General features: G+C 72.5%; 16 protein-coding genes. 13 read left to right on the top strand and 3 right to left on the bottom strand.

Translation table 11 applies throughout. The features are described from left to right. Positions 1-10: 10 nt before the first annotated feature. The 13 genes from WMF27_RS37155 to WMF27_RS37095 all read left to right on the top strand — a co-directional run bounded on the left by WMF27_RS37155 (position 11) and on the right by WMF27_RS37095 (position 20,237). Positions 11-1,225 carry an ATP-binding protein gene (locus WMF27_RS37155; RefSeq protein WP_437943362.1) on the top strand — a complete coding sequence of 405 codons (1,215 nt, stop codon included), beginning with the start codon at positions 11-13 and terminating at the stop codon, positions 1,223-1,225. 344 nt (positions 1,226-1,569) lie between these two features. Then, positions 1,570-3,129: a cation:proton antiporter gene (locus WMF27_RS37150; RefSeq protein ID WP_437764147.1), complete on the top strand. Its 1,560-nt coding sequence runs from the start codon at positions 1,570-1,572 to the stop codon at positions 3,127-3,129. A 1-nt stretch (position 3,130) separates the two neighbouring features. Continuing rightward, complete coding sequence (locus WMF27_RS37145; RefSeq protein WP_437764148.1) at positions 3,131-3,835, top strand: potassium channel family protein; 705 nt, start codon at positions 3,131-3,133, stop codon at positions 3,833-3,835. A 17-nt stretch (positions 3,836-3,852) separates the two neighbouring features. Continuing rightward, a complete protein-coding gene (locus WMF27_RS37140; RefSeq protein WP_437764149.1) occupies positions 3,853-5,178 on the top strand; it encodes a monooxygenase in 1,326 nt (441 codons plus the stop codon). An 82-nt stretch (positions 5,179-5,260) separates the two neighbouring features. Beyond that, positions 5,261-5,749 carry a DUF2169 domain-containing protein gene (locus tag WMF27_RS37135; protein WP_437943361.1) on the top strand — a complete coding sequence of 163 codons (489 nt, stop codon included), beginning with the start codon at positions 5,261-5,263 and terminating at the stop codon, positions 5,747-5,749. Then, positions 5,746-6,024: a hypothetical protein gene (locus WMF27_RS37130; protein ID WP_437764150.1), complete on the top strand. Its 279-nt coding sequence runs from the start codon at positions 5,746-5,748 to the stop codon at positions 6,022-6,024. Before WMF27_RS37135 ends, WMF27_RS37130 begins: the two co-directional genes overlap by 4 nt. Before the next feature lie 230 nt (positions 6,025-6,254). After that, positions 6,255-6,644, top strand: coding sequence for a nuclear transport factor 2 family protein (locus tag WMF27_RS37125; RefSeq protein WP_437764151.1), 390 nt, complete (start codon positions 6,255-6,257; stop codon positions 6,642-6,644). 316 nt (positions 6,645-6,960) lie between these two features. Next, positions 6,961-11,052: an nSTAND1 domain-containing NTPase gene (locus WMF27_RS37120; RefSeq protein WP_437764152.1), complete on the top strand. Its 4,092-nt coding sequence runs from the start codon at positions 6,961-6,963 to the stop codon at positions 11,050-11,052. Between the two features lie 130 nt (positions 11,053-11,182). After that, a complete protein-coding gene (locus tag WMF27_RS37115) occupies positions 11,183-12,196 on the top strand; it encodes an ADYC domain-containing protein (RefSeq protein WP_437764153.1) in 1,014 nt (337 codons plus the stop codon). 244 nt (positions 12,197-12,440) lie between these two features. Next, positions 12,441-13,643 (top strand): ferritin-like domain-containing protein, encoded by a 1,203-nt coding sequence (locus tag WMF27_RS37110; RefSeq protein WP_437764154.1) that lies wholly within the window; start codon positions 12,441-12,443, stop codon positions 13,641-13,643. Between the two features lie 193 nt (positions 13,644-13,836). Then, positions 13,837-14,670 carry a KPN_02809 family neutral zinc metallopeptidase gene (gene ypfJ, locus WMF27_RS37105; RefSeq protein WP_437764155.1) on the top strand — a complete coding sequence of 278 codons (834 nt, stop codon included), beginning with the start codon at positions 13,837-13,839 and terminating at the stop codon, positions 14,668-14,670. A 210-nt stretch (positions 14,671-14,880) separates the two neighbouring features. Further along, entirely contained in the window at positions 14,881-19,518 is a 4,638-nt protein-coding gene (locus WMF27_RS37100) for a capsule biosynthesis protein CapB (protein ID WP_437764156.1), read from the top strand. Between the two features lie 131 nt (positions 19,519-19,649). Then, complete coding sequence (locus WMF27_RS37095) at positions 19,650-20,237, top strand: Uma2 family endonuclease (RefSeq protein WP_437764157.1); 588 nt, start codon at positions 19,650-19,652, stop codon at positions 20,235-20,237. Between the two features lie 122 nt (positions 20,238-20,359). On the opposite strand, the gene WMF27_RS37090 is transcribed toward WMF27_RS37095, so the two are convergent. The 3 genes from WMF27_RS37090 to WMF27_RS37080 form a co-directional block, all read right to left on the bottom strand. Then, entirely contained in the window at positions 20,360-21,118 is a 759-nt protein-coding gene (locus tag WMF27_RS37090) for an NAD-dependent deacylase (RefSeq protein ID WP_437764158.1), read from the bottom strand. A gap of 164 nt (positions 21,119-21,282) precedes the next feature. After that, a complete protein-coding gene (locus WMF27_RS37085) occupies positions 21,283-21,645 on the bottom strand; it encodes a GFA family protein (protein ID WP_437764159.1) in 363 nt (120 codons plus the stop codon). 197 nt (positions 21,646-21,842) lie between these two features. Next, positions 21,843-22,610 carry an SDR family NAD(P)-dependent oxidoreductase gene (locus WMF27_RS37080; protein WP_437764160.1) on the bottom strand — a complete coding sequence of 256 codons (768 nt, stop codon included), beginning with the start codon at positions 22,608-22,610 and terminating at the stop codon, positions 21,843-21,845. Positions 22,611-22,639 lie beyond the last annotated feature (29 nt).

Below are 22,639 nucleotides of genomic sequence, written 5' to 3'. Positions count from 1 at the left end.
CATCAGCGTCGTGCAGGACCTCTCGCTGGCCCGCGACCTGCGGGCGATCATGCAGATTGTCGATCGGGCCGCCCGCGACCTCACGGGCGCCGACGGCGCTTCCTTCGTGCTCCGCGACGGCGACCTCTGTCACTACGCGCAGGAAGACTCGATCGCGCCGCTCTGGCAGGGGAAGCGGTTTCCGATGTCGGCGTGCGTCAGCGGTTGGGTGATGCTGAATCGGAGGCCGGCGGTCATCGGCGACATCACGCGCGATCCCCGGGTCCCGATCGACGCTTATCGGCCGACCTACGTGCGGAGCATGGCCATGGTGCCGATCCGCGCGCGCGCTCCGCTCGGGGCGATCGGGACCTACTGGAGCTCCATACGAGAGATCCCGCAGAGCGAGGTGTCGCTGCTCCAGGCGCTCGCCGGCAGCGCCGCCGTGGCCCTGGAGAACGTCGCGCTCCACGACGGCCTGGAGAAGGGCGAGGCGCGGGCGCGCGAGGTCGAGGCGGCGAACCGCGCTCTCGCGGAGAGGCAAAAAGCCCTGGAGGAGCTCCATTGGCAGAACGAGGCGCTGAGCGAGTTCCTCGCGCACGATCTCAGGAGCCCCGCCGCCGGCATCATGCTCGCCGCGCAGGCGCGCCTGAAAAAGCAGGATCTCCCGGATCCGGAGCGGCGCCGATGGAATGCCGTCCTCACCTCGGCCGAGGTCATCCAGCGCACCGCGCTGAACCTGCTCGACGTCGCGAGCCGCCAGCGCGGGATGTTCGTGCTGCGGCTCGCCGAGCTCGATCCGGCGTCGCTGTTCGAGGGTGTGGCCGAGATCCTGGAGCCGCTCGCTGCGTCGCGCGGGCAGCGAATCGAGCTCTGCCCCGCCATGCCGAGCTGTCTTCTCCGCGCCGATGAGGAGCTCGTGCGGCGCGTCCTGCTGAACCTCGTCGACAATGCGCTCCGTCATAGCCCGGCCCACGGCGCGGTGCGCCTCGAGGCGCGGTGGCTCGACCCGGGCTGGGTCGAGCTCAACGTGTGCGACGAGGGCCTGGGGATCCCGGCCCACCTGCGCGACCGCATCTTCGACAAGTACGCGCGGCTCGCCGACGGGGGCGCGATCTCTGCGGCCGGCCGCGGCCTCGGGCTGACGTTCTGCCGGCTGGTCGTCGAGGCGCACGGCGGCAGGATCGACGTGAGGGACAACGAGGGGCGGGGCAGCCGATTCTGCGTTCGGCTGCCGGCAGGCTGACAGAAGGGCATCGAGAGCGCTGAGAGCCGGTGTCGGGGGCCGCTCCTGAAGCATTCCTCGAATTTTTTTTTTCGCCCCATGACGACGAAGCGATGATGTCGTCGATGTCGTGTCATGTGATCTGTCGATATCGCACCTCTTCCCGGGCGGCCGAGCGAGAGGCGCGCGCACGCGAGGCCGCGCGCGCTTCTCGTTCGGCCGCCCGGCGACGCCTCTCGCGTCTTGCGATTCCGGAGGCGATCAGGTAGCGCAGGATCCACGGTGAGCTCTCCCGCGGATCCCGTGCACATCGCGACGCGCCCGCCGCGGGCGCCCTCCCTCGCGCCGCGGCTTCGAGGTGCCTCATGAGGGAGCGGCTCGAGAGCCTGCTCCTCGTCCTGGCCGTCGGCTCGGCGGTCGCGATCGGGGCGAAGCGCGTCGCGATTCCCTACAACGTCGCGCTCGTGCTCGTGGGGCTGCTGCTCGTCGTCGTCGACGTGCTCCCGAAGGCGCCGATGGATCCGGAGGTCATCCTCATCGCGTTCCTCCCGGTGCTCGTGTTCGAGGGCGCCCTGTTCGCCGACGCGGACAGCCTGAGGAGCGCGAGCCGGCCGATCCTCGCGCTCGCCGTGCCGGGCGTGCTCATCTCGCTGCTCGGCACCGCCGCGGTGGCGACGCAGCTGCTCGCGCTCCCGTTCGCGGCGGCGCTCCTCCTCGGCGCGCTGCTCTCGATCACCGACACCGTGAGCGTGCTGCTCGCTTTCCGCAGCGTCCGCGTGCCGCACCGGCTGGCGGCCATCATGGAAGGCGAGAGCCTCTTCAACGACGGGACGGCGCTCGTGCTCGTGGTGCTCGCGTCGCAGGTCCTCGCGAGCGGCACCTTCAACGGCGCCGAGACCTTCCGCGCGCTCGCCCTGGCCATGATCGGCGGCGCGGCCGTCGGGGGCGCGTTCGGCGCCGTCGGCGCGTCCCTCCTCCGCCGCACGCCGGATCACCTGACCGCGATCCTCGCCTCCATCGTGCTCGTCTTCGCCACGGCCCTGCTCGCCGAGCGGCTCCACGCCTCGCCGGTCATCGCCGTCGTGGTCCTCGGGGTGATCGTCGGCAAGGCCGCGCGCCGCATCCTCGAGCCCTCGCGCGTGCTCGCGCTCCAGGGCTTCTGGGAGACGAGCGGCTTCTGCCTCAACGTGGTGCTCTTCGAGCTCGTCGGCATGCAGATCCAGGCGGAGATGCTCGTGCGCGAGGCGGCGTCCATCGGCCTCGCGCTGATCGCCCTGCACGGGGGCAGGGCGGTGGCCGTCTACGGCTGCTTCGGCGTGCTCCGGGCGCTCACGGGCGAGGTCTTGCCCCTCCGCTGGCAGCACGTGATGCTGGTCGGCAACATCAAGGGCGCGCTGTCGATGGCGGCGGTCCTCAGCCTCCCGAGCGGGCTGCCGTACCGCGACCGCCTGATCACGATCGTCTTCGGCGTGACCTTCGTCACGCTGGTCGCGCAGGCGCTGCCGTTCGCTCGGCTGCTCAAGTTCCTGCGGGTCGCGATCCCGACCGCGGACGTCGCGCTCGACGCCGCGAAGGCCACGCTCATCGCGGCGCGGCGCGGCCAGTCCGAGCTCGACGATCTGCTCGCGTCGGGCCTCGTGTCCCGCAAGGAGCACGCCGAGCGCCGCGCCGCGTTCCAGCGGCAGGTCATCCAGGCGGAGGTGGCGCTCCAGACGCCGCAGGGCGAGGTGGTCCGCGACCACCTCACCGATCTCGCCCTCCTCTCGGCGCAGAAGGCGGCGGTGCTCGACGCGGCGAGGCGCGGCCTCATCGCCGCCGAGACCGCGCACGCCCACGTGAACCAGATCGACAGGGCCATGGTGGAGCTCCCCGGCGGACACGCGGCGCCCGCCGCGAACCCTCACGAGCACGAAGGAGAGAGCTGACATGCGCGTTCTCATCGCGGGCGCCGGGCGCGCTGGGCTGAGCGTCGCGGTGCACCTCGCGAAGATGGGCCACGACGTGACGACCGTCGATCGCGACGAGTCGATCGCCAACAGCGCGTTCGAGCGGCACGGCCTCGTCTCGCTCGTGGGCGACGCGACCGACGCCGGGCTCCTCCAGGAGGCCGAGGTGGCGCGCGCCGACGTGGTCGTGGCGATGCTCCGCCGCGACGCCGACAACCTCGCCGTGGCGCTCCTCGCGCAGGCCGGGGGGGCCAAGCGCGTCATGGTGCGCATGCGGGACCCCGCCTACCGGAGCGTGTACGTCCGCGCGGGCGTGGACCAGATCCTCTCCGAGATCGACGTCTTCATCGGCGCGATGGCCACCGCCATCGAGCACCCGGGCGTCCGCCACGCGATGGTGCTCGGCGCCGGCGAGTCGGTCGCGTTCGAGCTCGACGTCCCGGTCGACTCGGTGATCGCGGGCCGCACGGTGAGCACCATCGCCGGCAGCGCGAGCTTCCCTTCGTCGTGCGTCTTCGCCGGCGTCTACCGCCCGGATGGCCGCGTCGAGGCGCCGCGCGGCTCCTCCGTCGTCGCGGGGGGCGCCACGGTGCTCCTCGTGGCCGCGCGCGACGAGCTCGCCGAGGTCATCGCGTTCTTCCTCCGGCGCGAGCCCGCGAGCGGCGGGGGCAACGAGCGCCGCTGACACGAGGCAGGTGTTCTATGACGAGGTGCGCGGGGACCACGGGCTCATGGGCATGGCTTGCGGCGGCGCTGGCCGTCCTCTCTGCCTGCGGCGGCGATGACGCCGGGGCCGCGGCGGGCGGCGGCGTCCAGGTCGCCGTCTCGTACTACCGGGACGTCAAACCCATCTTCGACGCGCGGTGCGCGGGGTGCCACAGCGACGGCGGCGTCGCGCCGTTCTCGCTCGAGGGCCACGAGACCGCGGCGTCCTGGGCCGCGCCCATCAAGCGGGCCGTCGTCGAGCGCACGATGCCCCCCTGGCCGGCTGACAACACCTGCGCCGAGTACGTGGGCGACCGCTCCCTGTCCGAGCAGCAGATCCAGACCATCGCCGCGTGGGTCGACGGCGGCGCGGCCCTGGGCGATCCGGCGGACGAGGGGCCGCCGATCGACCCGCCGGCGAGCGCCGCGCTCGCTCGTGTGGACCGCACGCTCGAGATGCCGGTCGAGTACACCCCGCAGACGGGGCCCGACGAGTACCGCTGCTTCGTGATCGACTGGCCGGAGGAGGCCGTGCGGTACGTCACCGGCTTCGGGATCAGGCCCGGCGAGCGGCGCGTCGTGCACCACGTGATCGCCTTCATCGCGGCGCCGGACCAGCTCGCCGAGCTCGACGCGCTCGACGCGGCCGACCCGGGCCCGGGTTATCCCTGTTACGGCGGCCCTGGGCTCAAGCCGCGCTGGCTCGGCGGCTGGGTGCCCGGCGGCGGGAGCATGATCTTCCCGCCGGGCGCGGGCACCCGGATCGAGCCTGGCTCCAGGCTGATCATGCAGGTCCACTACAACACGCTGACGGCGGGCAAGCTGCCGGATCGCACCGCGATCGACGTGATGCTGGAGAGCTCGGTCGAGCGGGAGGGCACGATGCAGCCGTGGGCGAACCCGGCCTGGCTCAGCGGCGACTCCATGCTGATCCCTGCCCTGGAGAGCGACGTCGTCCACCGCTGGGGGGCCGATCCCTCCCGGGCGCTCGCGGGCAACGAGCCGATCGAGATCCACTGGGTGGGCCTCCACATGCACACGCTCGGCACGCGCGCGCGCCTCGAGATCGAGCGCGCCGGCGGCGGCTCGGAGTGTGCGCTCGACATCCCGCGCTGGGACTTCCACTGGCAGGGAAACTACAGGCTCGCCGAGCCCAAGGTGCTCGAGCCGGGCGACAAGCTGTCGATCGAGTGCCACTGGGACAACACGCCCGAGAAGCAGCCGATCATCGACGGACAGCCGCGGGTCCCCGGGGATGTCGTCTGGGGAGAGGGCACGACCGACGAGATGTGCCTCGGCACGTTCTACATGACCGGCCGCTGAGCGCAGGCTTGCCTGAAGCGATCTTCGGGGATCGCGGCGTGCCTGCGTATAGGCTGCAAGACCAACCGTTGGATCCTCGTCCGTGCGGAGCAGCCTCCGCTTTCCGTCGGATCTCGGCGTCGCCAAGCTGGGCACGGACGTGGTGGTGACCGGCGACGCGATCGCCCCCGAGAAGGTGAGGGTGCTCGACGTCGCGGTGCGGGTCAGGCAGCGGCTCACGCCCCTGCGCGCCCAAGTCAGCAGGAATGTGGTGGTTCGTTGGGACGACGCCTCTGGTGGCTGGGTGGACACCCCGAGAACGAGTGGGTTGGTGAGTGGGCTGACGGGGTGCTCGTCACGGGATCCGACGGCAGGTTCAGATGGGCGGACGGCGCGGACACGCCGATCGATCCCGTGCTCACTCAGGGTATTTTTGCATACAATCCTTGTGTTGCCAGGGCCGGCGAGGTCATCATCCTCAGGGCAAGTCTTTCTGTGCGCACAGGCGCACTCCATGCCAGTGCGCATTCACCGTCTGGCGGAGAGCTCGCCTCGAGCAGCATCCCGAGCCGACCGTGGCCGTAGCGGGTGAGCCCCCAGCGCAGATCGTTGCGCTCGACGAGCGCGCCGCAGGGATCGCACTGGCTCCGGGTCGCGTGCTGCGGCCACACCCTCTATGCGATCAACAGCCACCACCTCGCGCTCCTGGAGATCTACATCGCCTGTCCCCTGCGCGAGCGCCTGCGGATGCATTGGGCCGACCGCGACTACCTGGCCACGCTGCCCCGGTGGATGTGCCTTGCCAAGAACCGCAAGAGGGTTCTCCGCAGTCTACGGGTCTTGCGGAACAAGCTGGTTGATTCATGATTGGGTCGATGGCTGCGCGGTTGACTCGGCCTCATGGACCGAATCGAAAGACGCGCCTGTTCGCGCGCTCCGCGGTGCGCCCCAAGGCCTTCGGACCCCCCCAGGCCGCCGCCGTCCGATGCCCGCGATCCTGCCGGCGCTGTCCGCCACGCCACACCTCGTCGCGGCCTGACTTCACCGTCGACGGCGTCAGAGCGCGCGGGTAACACTGCGTGGAGCCGCGGACCTCCATGACCGACGAACACCCCGCCTTCGGGCAAGCCATCCGCGACGTCATGGAACGCCGCGCCCGCGCCCTCGTGACGCGCGACCTCGCCGCGCTCGCGCTTCTCCTCGCAGACGACTTCTCGTACGTCAATTCCCAGGGGGCCCTCTGGGGGAAGTCCGATTACCTCACGGCGGTCGCGGGGGGCGCGCTGCGCTGGAGCGCGCAGACCGCGGAGGAGGTCAGCGTGCGCAGCTACGGCGAGCTCGCCGTGGTGACCTGCGTGGTGCGCGACGAGGGGACCTGGCACGGCGAGCCGTTCAGCGCGCGGTTCCGCTCCACGCAGGTCTATGCGCGCCGCGACGGCGTGTGGCGCTACGTAGCGGGCCAGTCGACGGGCCTGGACCAGGGTTGAGCGCGGGGGGAGGACCCTTGCTCGTGGCGTGCGCCCTCTTCGGCTTCTCCCTGACGCTGGTCATCTCCTGCCCCTGGCGCCTGGCCGACCAGCCCTCGGAGGGCGAGAAGATCCTCCGGAGGCTGCGGGCGCCTCCGCAGGCACGCGTCGGCGACGTCGCGGGGCAGGAGACCGCGCGGCTCACGGGCGACGTGCGGCGCGCCGGCGAGGGGCTCCGCGCGCCGCTCGCCGCGCTGCGCGGCGTCAGGCGGCGGACCACGCGGAGAACGCTCGGCTCGAGTATAGTCCCCGGGCGCTTGGCGCGAGGCGGGCCCTCGTGAAAGAGAAGATTGCTTCAACCCTCTCGCGGGCGATCCCGCGCCCCGGCGGCGCGGAGACGGAGCCGCGGGCGGGCGACGCCCTGCCGCCGTCGAGCTTGGGCCCGGAGAGCCTCGCCCCGGCGAGCTTCGGCCCGGACAGCCCCGGCCCGTCGAGCTTCCACCCGCCGCGGCGGTTCGAGGAGTACCGGCTCCTCCAGAAGCTCGGCAGCGGCGGCATGGGCGACGTCTACCTCGCGCACGACACGCTGCTCGACCGCATGGTCGCGGTGAAGTTCATCCGCGCGGCGACCGCGGACGCCGAGGTGCGCGCGCGGCTGCTCGCCGAGGCGCGCGCGGCCGCCCGCATCCATCATCCGAACGTCGTCGCCGTCTTCCGCGTGGGCGAGCTCCGGGGGCGGCTGTTCGTCGTCTCGGAGTTCGTCCGCGGTCAGAGCCTCGATCGCGTCGACGTGCCGATGCCCTCGCGCCGCGTGCTCGAGCTCGGGGCGGGCCTCGCGCGGGGCCTCGCGGCCGCCCACCGCCGGGGGGTGCTGCACCTCGACATCAAGCCGGCCAACGCGGTGATCACCGCGGAGGGCGAGGCGAAGCTCCTCGACTTCGGCCTCGCAAAGCTCCTCGAGCCGGCCGCGCGGCCCGACGCGCGCGGGGCGCGATTCGACGTCCCTGGAGGGCGATTCGACGTCCCTGGAGGACGATCCGACATGCCCGGAGGACGATCCGACATGCCCGGAGGGCGATCCGACGCGCTCGGCGCGGACGTGCCCTCTGGCGGCGAGGCCCTGCGAGGAGCGCAGGGCGACGCCGACGCGGCGATCGCGCCCGGCGATGAGCCGCTCGAGGGCGAGTTCCGCGAGGCGGCCGAGATGGCGGCGCGCCTGCTCGACGCGACGACGAGCGTCGGCGGCGGCACGCCCCACTACCTGCCGCCCGAGCTGTGGCGCGACGAGCTCGCGACGCGCCGCTCCGACGTGTACTCGCTCGGCGCGCTGCTCTTCGAGCTCTGCGCCGGCGTCCCGCCGCACGACGACGTGCCGATGACCGAGCTCCAGCTCGTCGTGCAGACCGAGGCGCCCCGGCCGCTCGCCGCCCTCGCGCCGGGCGTCGATCCGCGGCTCGCGGCCGTCATCGAGCGGTGCCTCGAGATCGACCCGGCCGACCGCTTCGCCTCGGGCGACGAGCTGCGCGACGCCCTCGAGCAGCTGCTCGCCAGGAACCGCCACGCCTCCGTCGCCCCGGAGGGCAACCCCTACCGCGGGCTCCTCGTCTTCGATCTCGAGCACCGCGCCGTGTTCTACGGGCGCAGCGCCGAGACGGGGACGATCCTCGACCGGCTCCGCTCCGAGCCCATGATCGTCGTGGCCGGCGACTCGGGCTCGGGCAAGTCCTCGCTCTGCCGCGCCGGCGTGCTCTCGCTCGTGCTCGAGGGCGCGCTCGGCGGCGGGCGCGCCTTCCAGGCCGCCATGATGGTGCCCGGCCGGCACCCGCTCGCCGCGCTGGCCGCCGCGCTCGAGCCGGTCCTCGGCGCGCCCGCCGAGCGCATCGCCCAGGCCGTGCGCGCCGCGCCGGGCTCCCTCGCCCGCGACCTGCGCGCGCGGCTTGGCGAGCGCGGCGGGCTCGTGCTGTTCATCGACCAGATGGAGGAGCTCGCGACGCTGAGCAGCCCGGGCGAGGCGGCGCTCGTCGGCGAGGTGCTCAGCGCCTTCGCGGCGCGCTCACCCTCCCTGCGCCTGCTCGCCACGGTGCGCGGCGACTTCCTCGCGCGCGTCGCCGGCATCTCCGGCCTGGGCGACGACATCGAGCGCGCGCTCTACCTGCTCCGCCCGATGTCGGCGGACAAGCTCCGCGAGGCCATCACCGGGCCGGCGCTGGCCAAGGGCGTCGCGTTCGAGTCCGACGCGGTCGTCGACGCGCTCGTCGAGTCCACCGCGCGCGCCGAGGGCGGGCTGCCGCTCCTCCAGTTCGCGCTCGCCGAGCTCTGGGACGCCCGCGCCGCGCCCGACGCGCCGCTCAGCAGCGCCGACCTCGCGCAGATCGGCGGGGTCGAGGGCGCGCTCGCCCGCCACGCCGATCGCGTGCTCGGCCGCATGGCGCCCGAGGTCCACGCGGCCGCGCGGCGGCTGCTCGGCGCGCTCATCACCCCGCAGGGCACGCGGGCGCGGCGCGCCGAGGGCGAGCTCGCGGAGAAGGGCGGCGACGGGGCGGCGCGCGCCGCGCTCGACGCGCTCGTGCAGGGCCGCCTCCTGTTCGCCCGCGAAGGCGAGCAGGGGACGGTCTACGAGATCGCCCACGAGGCCCTGATCCACGGCTGGGGGACGCTGCGCCACTGGCTCGAGGAGCAGCGCGAGCAGCGCGCGACGCGCCAGCGCCTCGAGGCCTCGGCCGCCGAGTGGGAGCGGCTCGGCCGGCGCCGCGACGCGCTCTTCAGCGCGCGCCAGCTCAAGGAGGCGAAGGGCCTCGACCCCGCCGAGCTGCCGCCGCGCGAGGCGGCGTTCCTGAGGGCGTCGCGGCGCGCCGTCCTGACGCAGCGCGCGATCCGGTGGGCCCTCGCCGTGGGCGTCCCGCTCGTCGCCGCGCTGCTCTACGGTACGCTGGAGCTCAGGGCGGCGCGCCAGCTCGCCGCGCGGGCGGACAGGAAGATCCATGAGGCCACGCTCACCTCGTCCGCCGCGGCGATCGAGCGCGCCGAGGCCGAGGTGCTCCGCACGGAGGCGCTCTCCGCGTTCGATCGCCGGCTCCGTGACGAGGGGGAGGCGCTCTGGGAGCGCGCGCAGCGGCGCGCCGCCGAGGCCGAGCGGCTGCAGCTGCAGGTGAGCCAGAAGCTGGAGGCGGCGCTCACGCTCGACGGCGCCCGCAACGACGCGCGCGCGCGGCTCGGCGACGTGCTCTACGAGCGCGCGCTCGCCGCGGACGCGCGCGGCCACGCCTCGCTGCGCGACGAGCTGCTCCAGCGCATGACCACGTACGATCCCGACGGCGCGCGCCGGCAGCGATGGAACGCGCCCGCCGAGGTCGCCATCGAGACCGATCCCCCCGGCGCGGACATCACGCTGGAGCGGTACGAGAATGACGCGGAGGGGCGCCGGCAGCTGACCGGCCAGCGCCTCCTCGGGACGACGCCCTTCGCGAGCATCGCGCTCGCGCAGGGCTCCTACCTGCTCACCTGCGAGGCGCGGAATCGCACCATCGTGCGTTATCCGTTCCTGGTCCAACGCGGAGAGTCATTGAAGCTCTCCATCCCGCTGCCGCACGCCGGGGACGTTCCCCCGGGGTACATCTACGTCCCGCCGGGCCGGTTCCTCTTCGGCGCCGCCCTCGACGACATGTACCGGTGGGCGTTCCTCTCCACCGTTCCTCTCCACGAGATCCGCACAGGGGCGTACCTCATCGCGCGACACGAGACGACGTTCCAGGAGTGGCTCGACTACATCCAGGAGCTCCCGAAGGAGTCCCGCGGCAGCTCGTCCATCCAGGCGGGCAACGGCGCCATGACAGGCGCCATGGGGCTGCGCCGCCAGCCAAGCGGCGTGTGGCAGCTCACGATTCAGCCCACGGTGCACGCGTATACGGCGCGGGCAGGGGAGCCGCTCGTGTACCCATCGCGGGCGGTCCGCGCGCAGCAGGACTGGCTTCGTTTCCCCGTCACGGGCATCTCCTTCGCTCAGGCCACCGAGTATGCCGCGTGGCTCCACAGGACAGGCCGCGTGCGCGGAGCCCGCCTCTGCACCGACTACGAGTGGGAGCGCGCGGCGCGGGGCGCCGACAGCCGCATCTTCCCGCACGGGGACAGGTTGTCTCCCGGCGACGCCAACTTCGATGAGACCTACGGCAAGGAGAGCTCCACGATGGGGCCGGATGAGGTGGGCTCGCACCCCGCCTCACGTAGTCCATTCGGGGTCGATGACATGGCGGGAAACGTGCTGGAGTGGGCCATTTCTTCGATCGAGCCCGACAAAGTGCTGTTGCGAGGTGGTGCTTATATCTATGATCAAACCTCGGTCCGAAGTGACAACCGGACCGTCGTTGATGGCACTTTCCTCGACCCGGTGATCGGGCTCCGCATCTGTGCCTCGTTCCCTCCACCACCGTGAGGGCGGCGAGGCCTGCGGCGCTCGAGCCGACGCGGGCTCCATCGCTCGCGTGATCGGGGCCCGACCGCCCGAGGGAAGACCGTCGATGCGCAAGGCGTCACGGCTTTAGCGGCAGCGTCCGGAGGCGATCATGTTGAAGCGAGGGTTCCTGGCAGGGTCGATGGTCTTGCTGAGCTCGGTCGGCGCCGGCTGCGTCGCGGAGTTCGACGGCGGCGAGGTCGAGGTGGAGTCGGCGGAGAGCTCGTTCGCCATGAGCCGGCTCAACAACATCGGGCTCAACGGCACGAACCTCAACGGGGTCCGCTTCAACGGGGTCCGCTTCAACGGGGTCCGCTTCAACGGGGTCCGCTTCAACGGCGTCTCGCTGGACGCGACGACGCTGGTCGGCACGCGCGAGGGCGACGACGCGCCCGTCGCCGGGGCCGACTTCATCGGCGCGGACATCGAGGCGGTCCTGGACGATGGGTCGTCGGTGGTCGTCCGCGTCACCAACGTCGTCGAGCGCGACGGGATCCAGTACTACACGGTGAAGTACGACGCCGGCTCCGGGGTCTGGGTGAACATCTGCGGCGAGGGCCTCGACGCGATCCCGGTGAAGGGGACGTGGAACGCGACGACGGGGGTCCACTCGGACGACGGGGGCATGTTCACGTTCGCCTGCCAGGGCGCGGCGATCGGGAAGTGCGCCGAGTGGGGCTACAGGGAATGGATGACCGCGGCGGAGTGCAACGCGAGCGGCTGCGAGGACAGGGATCTCTCGTACTTCCATCAAGCGTGCATCCGCATGGTGCGCGCGGACTACTGCGGCGACGGCGTGCCGCACACGCAGACCGGGACGGCGATCGACGTCTGGGATGCGCTCGGCATCCAGACCGAGACCGTGGACTCTGGCATGAGCCTCGAGGCCGAGTGGACGGCGGACGGCGCCGCCTGCGTCAAGCACACCCGGTGGCAGGGCCCCGGCGGCAGCAACCCGGATCGCGACTACATCATGGCGCATTGCCCGGAGCGGTGGGCCGGGGACGATCCGAGCTGCGGCGGGAGCACCTCGACCTTCCACAAGGAAAACGGCTTCGCGACGCCGCTCGGCCAGCGGCGCGTTCTGCGGAACGCGTCGTTCACGACCAACGTGAGCCCCCAGTAGGCGGCGCCGTCGCGCAGGTCCGGGCGCGGTCACGCCCGGGCCGGGGAGTGCCGGAGTGTGTCAGCGCTGCGGCGCGACGATCGAGGGGAGGTGCTGCGCTTCCCGCAGAAACCGCTGGTCTCGACGCGTTCGAGCTGCGACCGGCGGTGGACCATGTCTTGCGATAGAGCAGGTCACAAGCCGCCCTGTTCCGAGCTCCTCGCAGCGCTCATGAGGCAGCGGGCATGGGCTGGAGGTGCACGTCATGCTGCTCGACCGATCCTTTCGACGAACGCTCATCGCCCGTCTCCTCCTGAGCGCCGGCCCCTCGACGGCCGCAGCGCTCCTCGTCGCAGCGCCGGGCTGCGGGGAGGCCGCGGCCGAGGCCGAAAGCGCCCAGGAGCTCCGTTGCTTCGACTGGTTCGAGGAGCTCGGGGCTTGCCTGGACCGCGACGCAGCGCTGGAGGAGTTCAGCACCATCCACCAGCCCTGCGACGGCAAGGACGTGGAGCTGGAGAAAGACACGATCGTGTCGGTGGAGAGCGACGCGACCCGCCGTGACGGCGCGTGCTGTTACGAGGTGATCGTCGAGGAGAACACCATCGACTGCGCCGCGGTGGGACGGCCCTTCTCCCTGGAGGGGCACCGGGTCACGGCCGCTCCGAGGCCGGCCGAGGCGGGGTGGCTCGCGCGTGCGACGGCGAGCGGCGCCGGCGGGCAGCAGCCTTCGCTGGCGGATCTGACGGACGAGGAGCGGGAGACGCTCGCCGGCGGCTGGCTGCGGGGCGCGCTGGAGGAGCACGCGTCGGTGGCGTCGTTCGCGCGCTTCGCGCTGGATCTCATGACGCACGGCGCGCCGTCGTCGCTCGTCGAGGCGGCCCACATTGCCGCGCTCGACGAGGTAGGTCACGCCCGCCTCGGGTTCTCGCTCGCATCCGCCTACCGGGGCGCGCCCGTGGGACCGGCGGCCTTCCCGATGCCGCCGGCGGTGCCGATCGCCGCGGAGCTCGCGGCGCTGGCGCGCGCCGCCGCGGAGGAGGGCTGCGTCGGAGAGACCGTGGCCGCGGTGATCGCGGCGGAGCAGCGCGCCCGAGCCGAGGATCCCGCGGTGCGGGCGGCGCTCGAGGTGATCGCGGAGGACGAGGCGCGGCACGCCGAGCTCGCCTGGCTGACGGTGGCGTGGGCGATCGGGGCCGGCGGCGAGCCGGTGCGCCGCGCCGTGGCGGAGGTGTTCGAGGCCGCCGCGGCGTCGCTCGGGCGCCCGCTCCCGCCGGGGGACGAGCCGGGCGGCGGCCGCGCCGCGGCGCTCGCGGCGCACGGCCACCTCGCCGTGGCCGAGGTGCGCGCGCTGCAGGGCGCGGCGCTCGCCCAGGTGGTGCTGCCGTGCGCGCGCGCGCTGGGGCTCTGGGAGAGGAGCGCTGCCCAGAGCACCGGGCGAGTCGAGGAGAGATACCGCCAGGACGCCTGAAGGCGCAGAGAGGTGTCTTCTCGGGAGACGCCGACAGAGGCCTCGTGTTCTTCGTGGCAAGGCGCAGGGGGCGATTCGTTCGCTCGCGCGCCGCGCGACCAGGCCGGCACCACCAGGCGTGCAATACCCTCACGTCCTGACCGAAAGCTAAGGTACCACCCGATGCGCAGTCCACGCTATACATGCGCTGGCCATGCGCTGGACACCTGGGAAACGCAGTGAGAACCTCCGAGACCTCCGCGGCGCATCCGGCGGAGCGAAGCTCGGTGTGGGCGGGACGGTGATCCTGCTCGTGCTCTCGCTGGTCTTCGGGAAGGATCTCCTGTCGGGGCTCGGTCAGGGCGCCGCGATCCCCGGCGCGCAGAGCGGGCGCTCGAGCTCGCCCGAGGAGGAGCGGCTCGTCGACTTCGTCTCCTTCGTCCTCGATGACACCGAGGCCGTGTGGACGCAGGTGTTCAGCCGGACGGGGCAGCGCTATCCGGCGCCCGTGCTGACGGTGTTCACCGACTCCGTGAGGTCGGGCTGCGGTATCGGCGAGTCGGCGATGGGCCCGTTCTACTGCCCGGCGGACCGGACGGCGTACATCGACCTCGGCTTCTACCGCGAGCTCAAGGCGCGGTTCGGCGCGCCAGGCGACTTCGCCCAGGCGTACGTGCTCGCCCACGAGATCGGCCACCACGTGCAGAACGTGCTCGGGACCGAGCGCCGCCTGCGCCAGCTGCAGGCCGCGCGCCCCGGCGAGAAGAACGCGCTCTCCGTGAAGATGGAGCTCCAGGCGGACTGCTTCGCCGGCGTGTGGTCCCACTCCACGCAGAAGCGCGACCTGCTCGAGGCGGGCGACGTCGAGGAGGCCCTCCGGGCCGCGTCCGCCATCGGCGACGACCGGCTGCAGAAGGCCGCGACCGGCAGGGTCAACCCGGAGACGTGGACGCACGGCTCGTCGGCGCAGCGGGTCGCCTGGTTCAAGCGCGGCATGCAGGGCGGCCGCGTCGAGGACTGCGACACGTTCGCCGAGAGCTCGCTCTGAACAGGCGCCGTCCGCCCGCCCGCCCGCCCGCCCGCGGGAAGGCGAGGGGAGCGAAGATCGCGCGAGCGGCGGCTCGCGACAGCTCCGCGCGACGGTGTACGCTGCTCGCCCGCCGATGGTCTCGCCGCACGGTGCCCCTCGCTCCCCGACGCAAGGCCGCCTCCGCCCTCGTGCGCGTGCCCTTCGCCGTCGCGCGCTCGCGGAGGCGCCGTGAGCTCGCGCGAGGCGCCTGACTCCTGGGTCTCCGCGCCGCGATCGATCGCGGAGGTCATCGAGGACAGCCTCCCCCAGATCGAGGTGCGCCTGCGCCCGCGCGCCATCGCCACGGTCGTCGCCCGCGTCACGGCCGACCTGGGCGACGAGGAGCACCCGAGGCCCGCGCTGCTCGCCGCGCTCGCCCGGTGCGCCGACGGCGCGGCCGCCGAGGTCGACCGGCTGCGCAGCGCCGAGTCCGCGCTCGTGCTGGCCTACCAGTCGGCCGCCACCCCCGCCGAGCGGCGCGAGCTCCTCGCCCGGCAGCTCCGCGTCTGGGCGCGAGAGCGCGAGCAGCGCGGGACGAGCGGCGCCGCCTCCCTGCTCGGCTGGGTCGCCGCGCGCGTCGAGCAGGCCGGCGACCTCTCGGCGCTCGGACGCAACCTCGACCTCGAGGCGGCCCAGGAGCGCTTCGCCACCGCCATCGCCGACCGCCTCGACGAGATCGAGGTCGCGTACCACGCCCTCACCCACCTCGCGAAGCACCTCGACGACCCGTCCGACGCGGTGCACGTCGCCCGCGACGGCGGCGTCCTCCGGCTCGCCATGGCGCACGCCGAGCCGAGCCGCCCCGCGCCCGTCCGCCGGGCCGCGCTGCTCGCCGCCGTCGCCCTCCTGCACCGCCTCCCGGCGCGCGAGCGGCTCGGCCACCTCGGCCTCGACGCGGCCCGCTCCGCGCTGGCGTGGTCGCGCGGGGTCAACGCGTCCCGTTGGGTGCAGATCGCCGCCCTCGAGATCGGCGTCCTCCTGTTCCCCGACGAGGCGTTCTCCCTGCTGGCCGAGCGCCTGCGCGCGCGGGACGCCGCCGACAAGGACGGCCCCATCCTCCGCCGCAACGCCCTGCGCCTCCTTGGCGCGGCGGCGCGCCCGTCCGCCCCGGTGATCCCGCTCGACCGCGCGGCGCGCCTCGCCGGCGCGGCGGGGGACCCGCGCCGCTGGAGCGGCGCGCAGGCCAGCCGCGCCAGCCGGTCGAGCATCGCGCCGGAGGCCGCCGCCGCGTCCGGAGGCGCCCGCGAGGGCGCCGAGGGCGAAGGGCCGCCCGACACGCCCGCGCCCGACTCGGCGCCCCGGCTCAGCGCCGATCCCGCCGCCGGCGCGCCGCCTGCCCGCGCGGCGCCCGCGGGCGCGGACCCGCTCGCCATCGCGCTGCTCGCCCGCGACGACCCGAGCGAGCACGTCCGCCAGGAGCTCGTTCGCCAGCTCGTCGAGCTCGGCGGCGCGGAGGCCCTCACGGCGCTCGTCGAGATCGCCGAGGGCGACGGGTCGCCTCGCGTCCGCGGGTACGCCCTGCGGGAGCTCTCGCGGCACGCGACCGACCAGGCGGACGCCGCACCGTTCGCCGAGCGCGCCGTCCGGTTCGCCCTCGCGAAGCCCGGCCCGCCGCTCGCGTCCCGCGCGGCCCTCGAGGCGGTGCGCACGCTCTGCGCCGGGCCCTACGCCCCGCTGCCGCCGGGGACCTTCGTCGAGCTGCTCGCCGAGTTCGCGAGCCGCCCGGCGATCTCGCCGGACCTGTCGGACGAGGCCGCCGCCGCGCTGCGGCTGCTCGAGGTCGAGAGCCGCCCGGTCGCCGAGCACATCCGCCAGACGCTCCTCGCCGCCGCGTCGGAGCTCCTGGAGGGCGAGAGCGCGCCGGTCGAGCTCCCGGCCGACGCCGAGCCCCGGGACGTCGAGCGCGCGCTCGCGGTCGCGTCGCGCGGCGACATGACGTACGCGCTGCGGCGCCGCGGCCGGGGACGGTACCTGCTCACGCGCGGCGAGCCGCGCGGCTTCCGCCTCTGGCGGCTCATCCACGAGATGCGCACGCCGATGCCGGACAAGCGCAAGGGGTGGATCCACACGAACGGCCGCCTCTTCGCGGGCGAGCTCGTCGCGCCGCCGGTCGGCATGGCGGAGGTCACGCCGACGCGCGTGCCGGGCGAGCGCCACGTCTACCCGCCCGTCGGCGGCTGGGGGCCGTTCGTCCCCCGCATCGACGACCTGCTCGCCGCCGCCAGCCTGACCCAGCGCGAGATCCGCCTCATCACGGCGCGCGGCACGGTCACGGTGCGCGGCCCGGCCAAGCTCGCGCACCGGCTGCGCGCCCGCGCCCTGCTCACGCTGCGCTACGACCGCTACGCCCAGGCCCGCATGCGCGCGCTCGTGGCGCAGGAGCCGGCCGAGCAGAAGAAGTTCACGCTGATGACGGGCGAGCTCGGCTTCACGGTCGCGCTCGGCGACACAGGGGGCGAGGTCGAGGGCCGCCCGTACGCGATCGAGCCGCACCTGCCGGGCAAGTACCTCGCGGTCGCGCTGCCGCCTTTGCTCCAGAGCGGCCGCGACTGGCTCGCCGGCCCGTCGGTGCCGGTCTGGATCGACGGCTTCTTCTCGTACCTCGTCTCGCCGGCGGGCAACGTCCCGACGCAGCTCGCGTGGATCGTGTTCCTCGTCCTCGCGTACATGGTGCTGCGGGCCGCGTGGATCATGACGCAGATCGAGCGCGCCCGCCGGGGCATCCCGCTCACGATCGGCGGCTGGGGCACGCGCGGCAAGAGCGGCTCGGAGCGGCTCAAGGCCGCGCTGTTCCACGCGCTCCGCTACGACGTCGTCGTGAAGACGACCGGCTGCGAGGCGATGTTCATCCACGCCATGCGCGACCTGCCGGCGCAGGAGATCTTCATCTATCGCCCGTACGACAAGGCCACGATCTGGGAGCAGCGGAACATCCTCACGGCCGGGCGGAACCTCCGCGCCCAGGTGTTCCTGTGGGAGTGCATGGCGCTCCAGCCGCTCTTCGTGGACACGCTCTGCTCCGAGTGGATGCGCGACGAGATCACGACGCTGACGAACGCCTACCCGGATCACGAGGACATCCAGGGCCCCGGGGGCGAGGACGTCGCCCGGGTGATCGCGCGCTTCATGCCCACGGACGGCCTGTCGTTCACGACGGAGGAGCAGATGCTCCCGCTGCTCAAGGACCAGGCGCAGCGGAAGGGGACGAACCTCGTCGCGATCCCGCCGATCGACGCGGACCTCCTGCCGGTCGACCTCCTCGATCGGCTCCCGTACCAGGAGCACCCGCGCAACGTGGCGCTGGTGCTGGCGCTCGCGGACCATTTCGGCGTCGATCGCGAGTTCGCGCTGGTCGAGATCGCGGATCACGTGATCCTCGATCTCGGCGTCCTGAAGACGTACCCGACGGTGCAGTACCGGGGGCGGAAGCTGACGTTCTCGAACGGGATGAGCGCGAACGAGCGCGCCGGGTTCATGTCGAACTGGACGCGGCTCGCGTTCGACAAGCACGACATGGACGCGACGCCCGGCAAGGCGACGGTGATGGTGGTGAACAACCGCGCCGACCGGGTCGCGCGGTCGCGCGTGTTCGCGCAGATCATCGTGGAGGACATCGGGGTCGATCACGTGGTGCTGATCAACTCGAACCTCGGCGGGATGATGCAGTTCATCACGGAGGGGCTCGACGCGCGGCTCCGGGACATGGTGATCACGGGCGACGGGGGCAAGGAGCGCGCGCTCGAGCGGTTCGACGAGCAGATGAAGAAGGTGGGCGTCCCGGCGCGGGCGGGCGCCTTCGAGGAGGATCTCACCCGGATGCTGCGCGCGCTGCCGGCGATCGACGAGGCGGCGGCGGCGGCGATCGTGGGCGGCCCCGGGGTTCTGGGGAAGAAGGGGGAGCCCGAGGCGATCGAGGCGGCGGTGAAGCAGGCGCTGGAGGCGCACGCGCCGCCGGCGGGCGAGGACGACATCCGCCCGGACATCGTCCACCACGCGGCGCGGCTGTCGCGCCGGCTCGCCCGCCGCGACAAGGCGCGCGCGGAGGTGGAGGCGGCGCTGTCGCGGGGCGCGGACGCCGAGGCCAACCAGGCGTTCCGCGCGGCGTTCCGCGAGCTGTGCCTCGAGCGCATCGCGGTCCTGTGGAACGCCGACGCGAAGGGGGACAAGGTGATCGACTTCATCACGCGCGAGATCCCGCCGGGGTTCGACGCGCGGCTGATGGGGTCGCAGAACATCAAGGGGACCGGGCTCGACTTCGTCTACCGGTGGCTCTCGATGGATCGCGTGAGGACGGCGATCGAGCGGATGCAGAGCAGCGCGTCGGCGCGGCGCGAGGTGCTGACGTTCTTCCTGTCGTACTCGGATTTCGGCCTGATCGATCTGCGCGAGGCGCTCGCCGCGACGCGCGCGGCGAAGGCGCAGGGGGGCGCCGGGTGGGCGGAGCACGCGAACCTGATCGACGGGGCGATCCGCAGGCTCGAGGCGCTCGACAAGGAGAAGACGGCGGCGCTCGTGGTGACGGGCAAGACGGGGGTCGGGACGAAGGTGCTGCTCCGGGTAGAGCAGTTCGTCGATCACATGGACTCGGTGCGCCGGACGCGGTGGGCGAAGATCGTGATGGACGACCTGTTCGCGATGCGCATCGGCCACGGCCAGGCCGCGCTGCTGCTGCGGGAGATCGTGGGGCGGCAGAAGGGCGGCTGGCTGGCGAAGGATCTCGCCAAGTGGGTGGAGAAGCGCAGGGCGTGGCTGGAGAGCCGCCGGAAGAAGCAGCCGAAGAAGGCCGAGCCGGCCGCGCCGCCCGGGGCGGCGGCGGAATCAGGGTAGGGGCGTAGAGGCGTAGAGGCGTAGGGGCGTAGGGGGAGCCGGGGAGTAGGGGAGGGCGCGCCGGGGCGCGTTGCGGGCGGCAGGCCGGGCGCCTCGCCCCCGAGGGGCGGATGGCCTAAGCTGTCCGTGAAATGGGACATCCTGCCAGGCGCACCGGGCTCTCGCCCGCGGAGTACCTCGCGTTCGAGCGGGCTTCCGAGCAGAAGCACGAGTACGCGAACGGCGAGATTTTCGCGATGTCGGGCTGCACCCGGGCGCACAGCCTGCTGGCCGGGAACATCCAGCGCGAGCTCGGCAATGCGCTGCTCGATCGCGCCTGCGAGGTCCACACCTCCGACATGCGTGTCAGGATCACGCCCACGGGGCGCTATGTGTATCCCGACGCGTCCGTCGTCTGTGGCGATCCCGTGTTCGAGGACGCAGAGCTCGACACGCTCCTCAACCCGAACGTCATCGTCGAGGTGCTCTCCGATTCGTCGGAGGCCTACGATCGCGGCGACAAGTTCGCGCAGTACCGGAGCGTCCCCTCGATCGCGGAGTATGTGCTCGTCTCCCAGAAGGAGGTGCGCATCGAGCACTTCCAGCGGCAGCCGGACGGCCGATGGCTGCTGTCGATCCTGGGCCCCGGCACGCAGCTCGAGCTCGAGTCGGTCGGCGTCGTCATCGACGTCAATCGCGTTTATCTCAAGGTGCCGCTCGCGCCCTCCGCGAGCGATTGAGTTGTGATCCAGGGGAGGCTCCGGGTGCGTTTGGCGTGATGCCTTGCGGCTCCGGACGGCAGTGCTCGTCCCTCGGGGTGACCGACTGCGCGAGCCACGCAGCGCGCGGAACGCGGAGCCGGTCAGCCGCCGGGCTCGATGCGGGAGAGGATCCCCTCCAGCGCCTCGACGGCGCGCATCGGGAGCCGCACCGAAACGGCGGTGGAGATCGCGGTGAGCGCCGGGTTGATCTCGATGGTCGGAACCCCGGAGTGCGCGGCCTCCAGGACCGGCCTCGTGATGTAGGGGAACAGGCTCGACGTCCCGATCGAGACGACCACGTCGAAGCCCCGCGCGAGCTCCCGCCGGAGGATCTCGACCTTCTCCAGGGGGAGCATCTCCCCGAAGAGGACGACATCGGGCCTGAGCACGGCGGCGCACGCCGGGCAGCGCGGGCACGGGGCGAGCTCCGCGTAATCGTCGACGTGCGCCTCGTACGGGCAGCCTGTGCAGAGGATGCGGTGGAGATCTCCGTGGATGTCGATGACGTTCGTGGAGCCTGCGCCGCGGTGAAACCCGTCGACGTTCTGGGTGAGCACCCAGCAGCGCGCGAGGCGGCGCTCGAACCGGGCGATCGCCGCGTGCGCTGCGTTGAGCCGCGCGCCGCGGCACGCGCGCTCGATCTGGTGGACGTACTTCCACGTGACCTCGGGGCGCCGCTGGAACATCTCGCCCGAGAGCGCCTCCTCGATGGCCATCCCCTCGTCGGTCGCCTTCTCGCTGTAGAGCCCTCCGATCCCGCGGTAGGTGGGGATGCCAGAGGCCGCGGAGACCCCCGCGCCGGTGATGAAGAGGGCTGAGCGGGCCGAGGCCAGGAGCGCGCTTGCTCGATCGATCGACATCGGGCGCCCAGTCTACCCGTGTCGCCCGGGCCCGCGCCCGCGGATTGGCCAGGTGCGCGAGCACGGGCGCAGGGCCGGCGGTGGTCGGCCGCGGCCCCGCCGTCCGGGCCCCTGGCCCGGTGGGCTGGCCGCGGCCGCCGCGGCCCCGGCCAGCCGGGGCGCGACTACAGGCTCTTCCCGTCGAATTTCATGATCTTGAGCGCGTCGATATCGACGTCGTCCAGGCAGCGGACGTTGATGGCGCACATCTCCTGTCCGTTGGGGCCGACTCCCCGCGCGAACGACTCGACGCCGCAGACCGAGCAGAACACATGGTGAATGACCTTCTTGTGGAACTGGTAATCGGTGAGAACGTCGCCACCCTCCTTGAGCGTGAGCTGGTCCACCGGCGCGAAGGCCAGCATCGCGCCCAGCTTCGAACAGCGCGAGCAGTTGCACATGACCACGGGAGCGCTCAGGTCCACGTTGACCTCGTAGCGAACCTTCCCGCAGTGACAGCCACCTGTATAGGTCTTGAGCTCCGTCATCCGCGCATGGTGCCACAACGAGCCGGCCGCGCGCCGCAAAAACGCGAGGCGCCGCGGCGGGGTGCGCCTGCGCAATCGATGTTCCGCGCCGAGGCGTCGCAGCGGCAGGTCGCTCGCGCCGCATTGCATTCTGTCGGAAACTTTTCTCGACTCAGGCTGTCGAACGACGCCGCTCCTCGGCGAGGGGCCGTGCCCGCCTATTGCTCCTCGTAGTTCCAGGTCAGCCCGCCATCGACGAAGTAGGTCGAGCCGGTCACGTAATCGGCGTCTGCCGAGGCGAGGAACACGGCGATCCCGGCCACGTCCTCCGGCTTTCCCAGGCGGCCCAGCGGGATCTGGTCGAGCAGCGCGCTCAGCTTGTCGCGATCCTTGAGCAGAGCGGCGTTGATCTCCGTCTCGATCGCGCCCGGCGCGATGGCGTTCACGGTGATCCCGGCGCCGCGCAGCTCCACGGCGAGCGTGCGCGTGAGCATGCGGACGCCGCCCTTGCTGGCGCAGTACGACGCGAAGTGGGGAAACGGGAGATCCTCGTGAACCGAGCTGATGTTGATGATCTTGCCGGGCCGCCGCGCCTCGCGCAGGTGACGGACCATCGCCTGGCTCCCGAAGAACACCGCTTTGAGGTTGGTGTTCATGACGTCATCGTAGTCCTCCTCGGTCACCTCCCAGAACGGCGCCCGCTTCTCCAGCCCGGCATTGTTGACCAGCACGTCCAGCCGGCCGAAGCGCGCGACGGCCTCCTGGATGAGCCCTTGCACGCTCTGGACGGAGGCGACGTCGACGGCGAACAGATGACCTCGCCTTCCTGCAGCCTCGACCTCTGCCAGGGCTTCCTCGGCACCCTCCTTGCTCTTGTGGTACGTGAGCGCCACGTCGGCGCCTTCCCGGGCGAACCGGACAGCGATGCTGCGGCCGATGCCCCGGCTGCTCCCTGTGACCAGCGCGATCTTGCCTTGCAGTCTCATGGGGACCTCCTGTCTTCGCGAGCATTGTG

It is taken from the genome of Sorangium sp. So ce281, from assembly GCF_051527395.1.
Classification (GTDB): domain Bacteria; phylum Myxococcota_A; class Polyangia; order Polyangiales; family Polyangiaceae; genus Sorangium; species Sorangium cellulosum_B.
The sequence above is the reverse complement of the archived record's forward strand: the minus strand, read 5'-3'. Positions and strand labels throughout refer to the sequence as shown.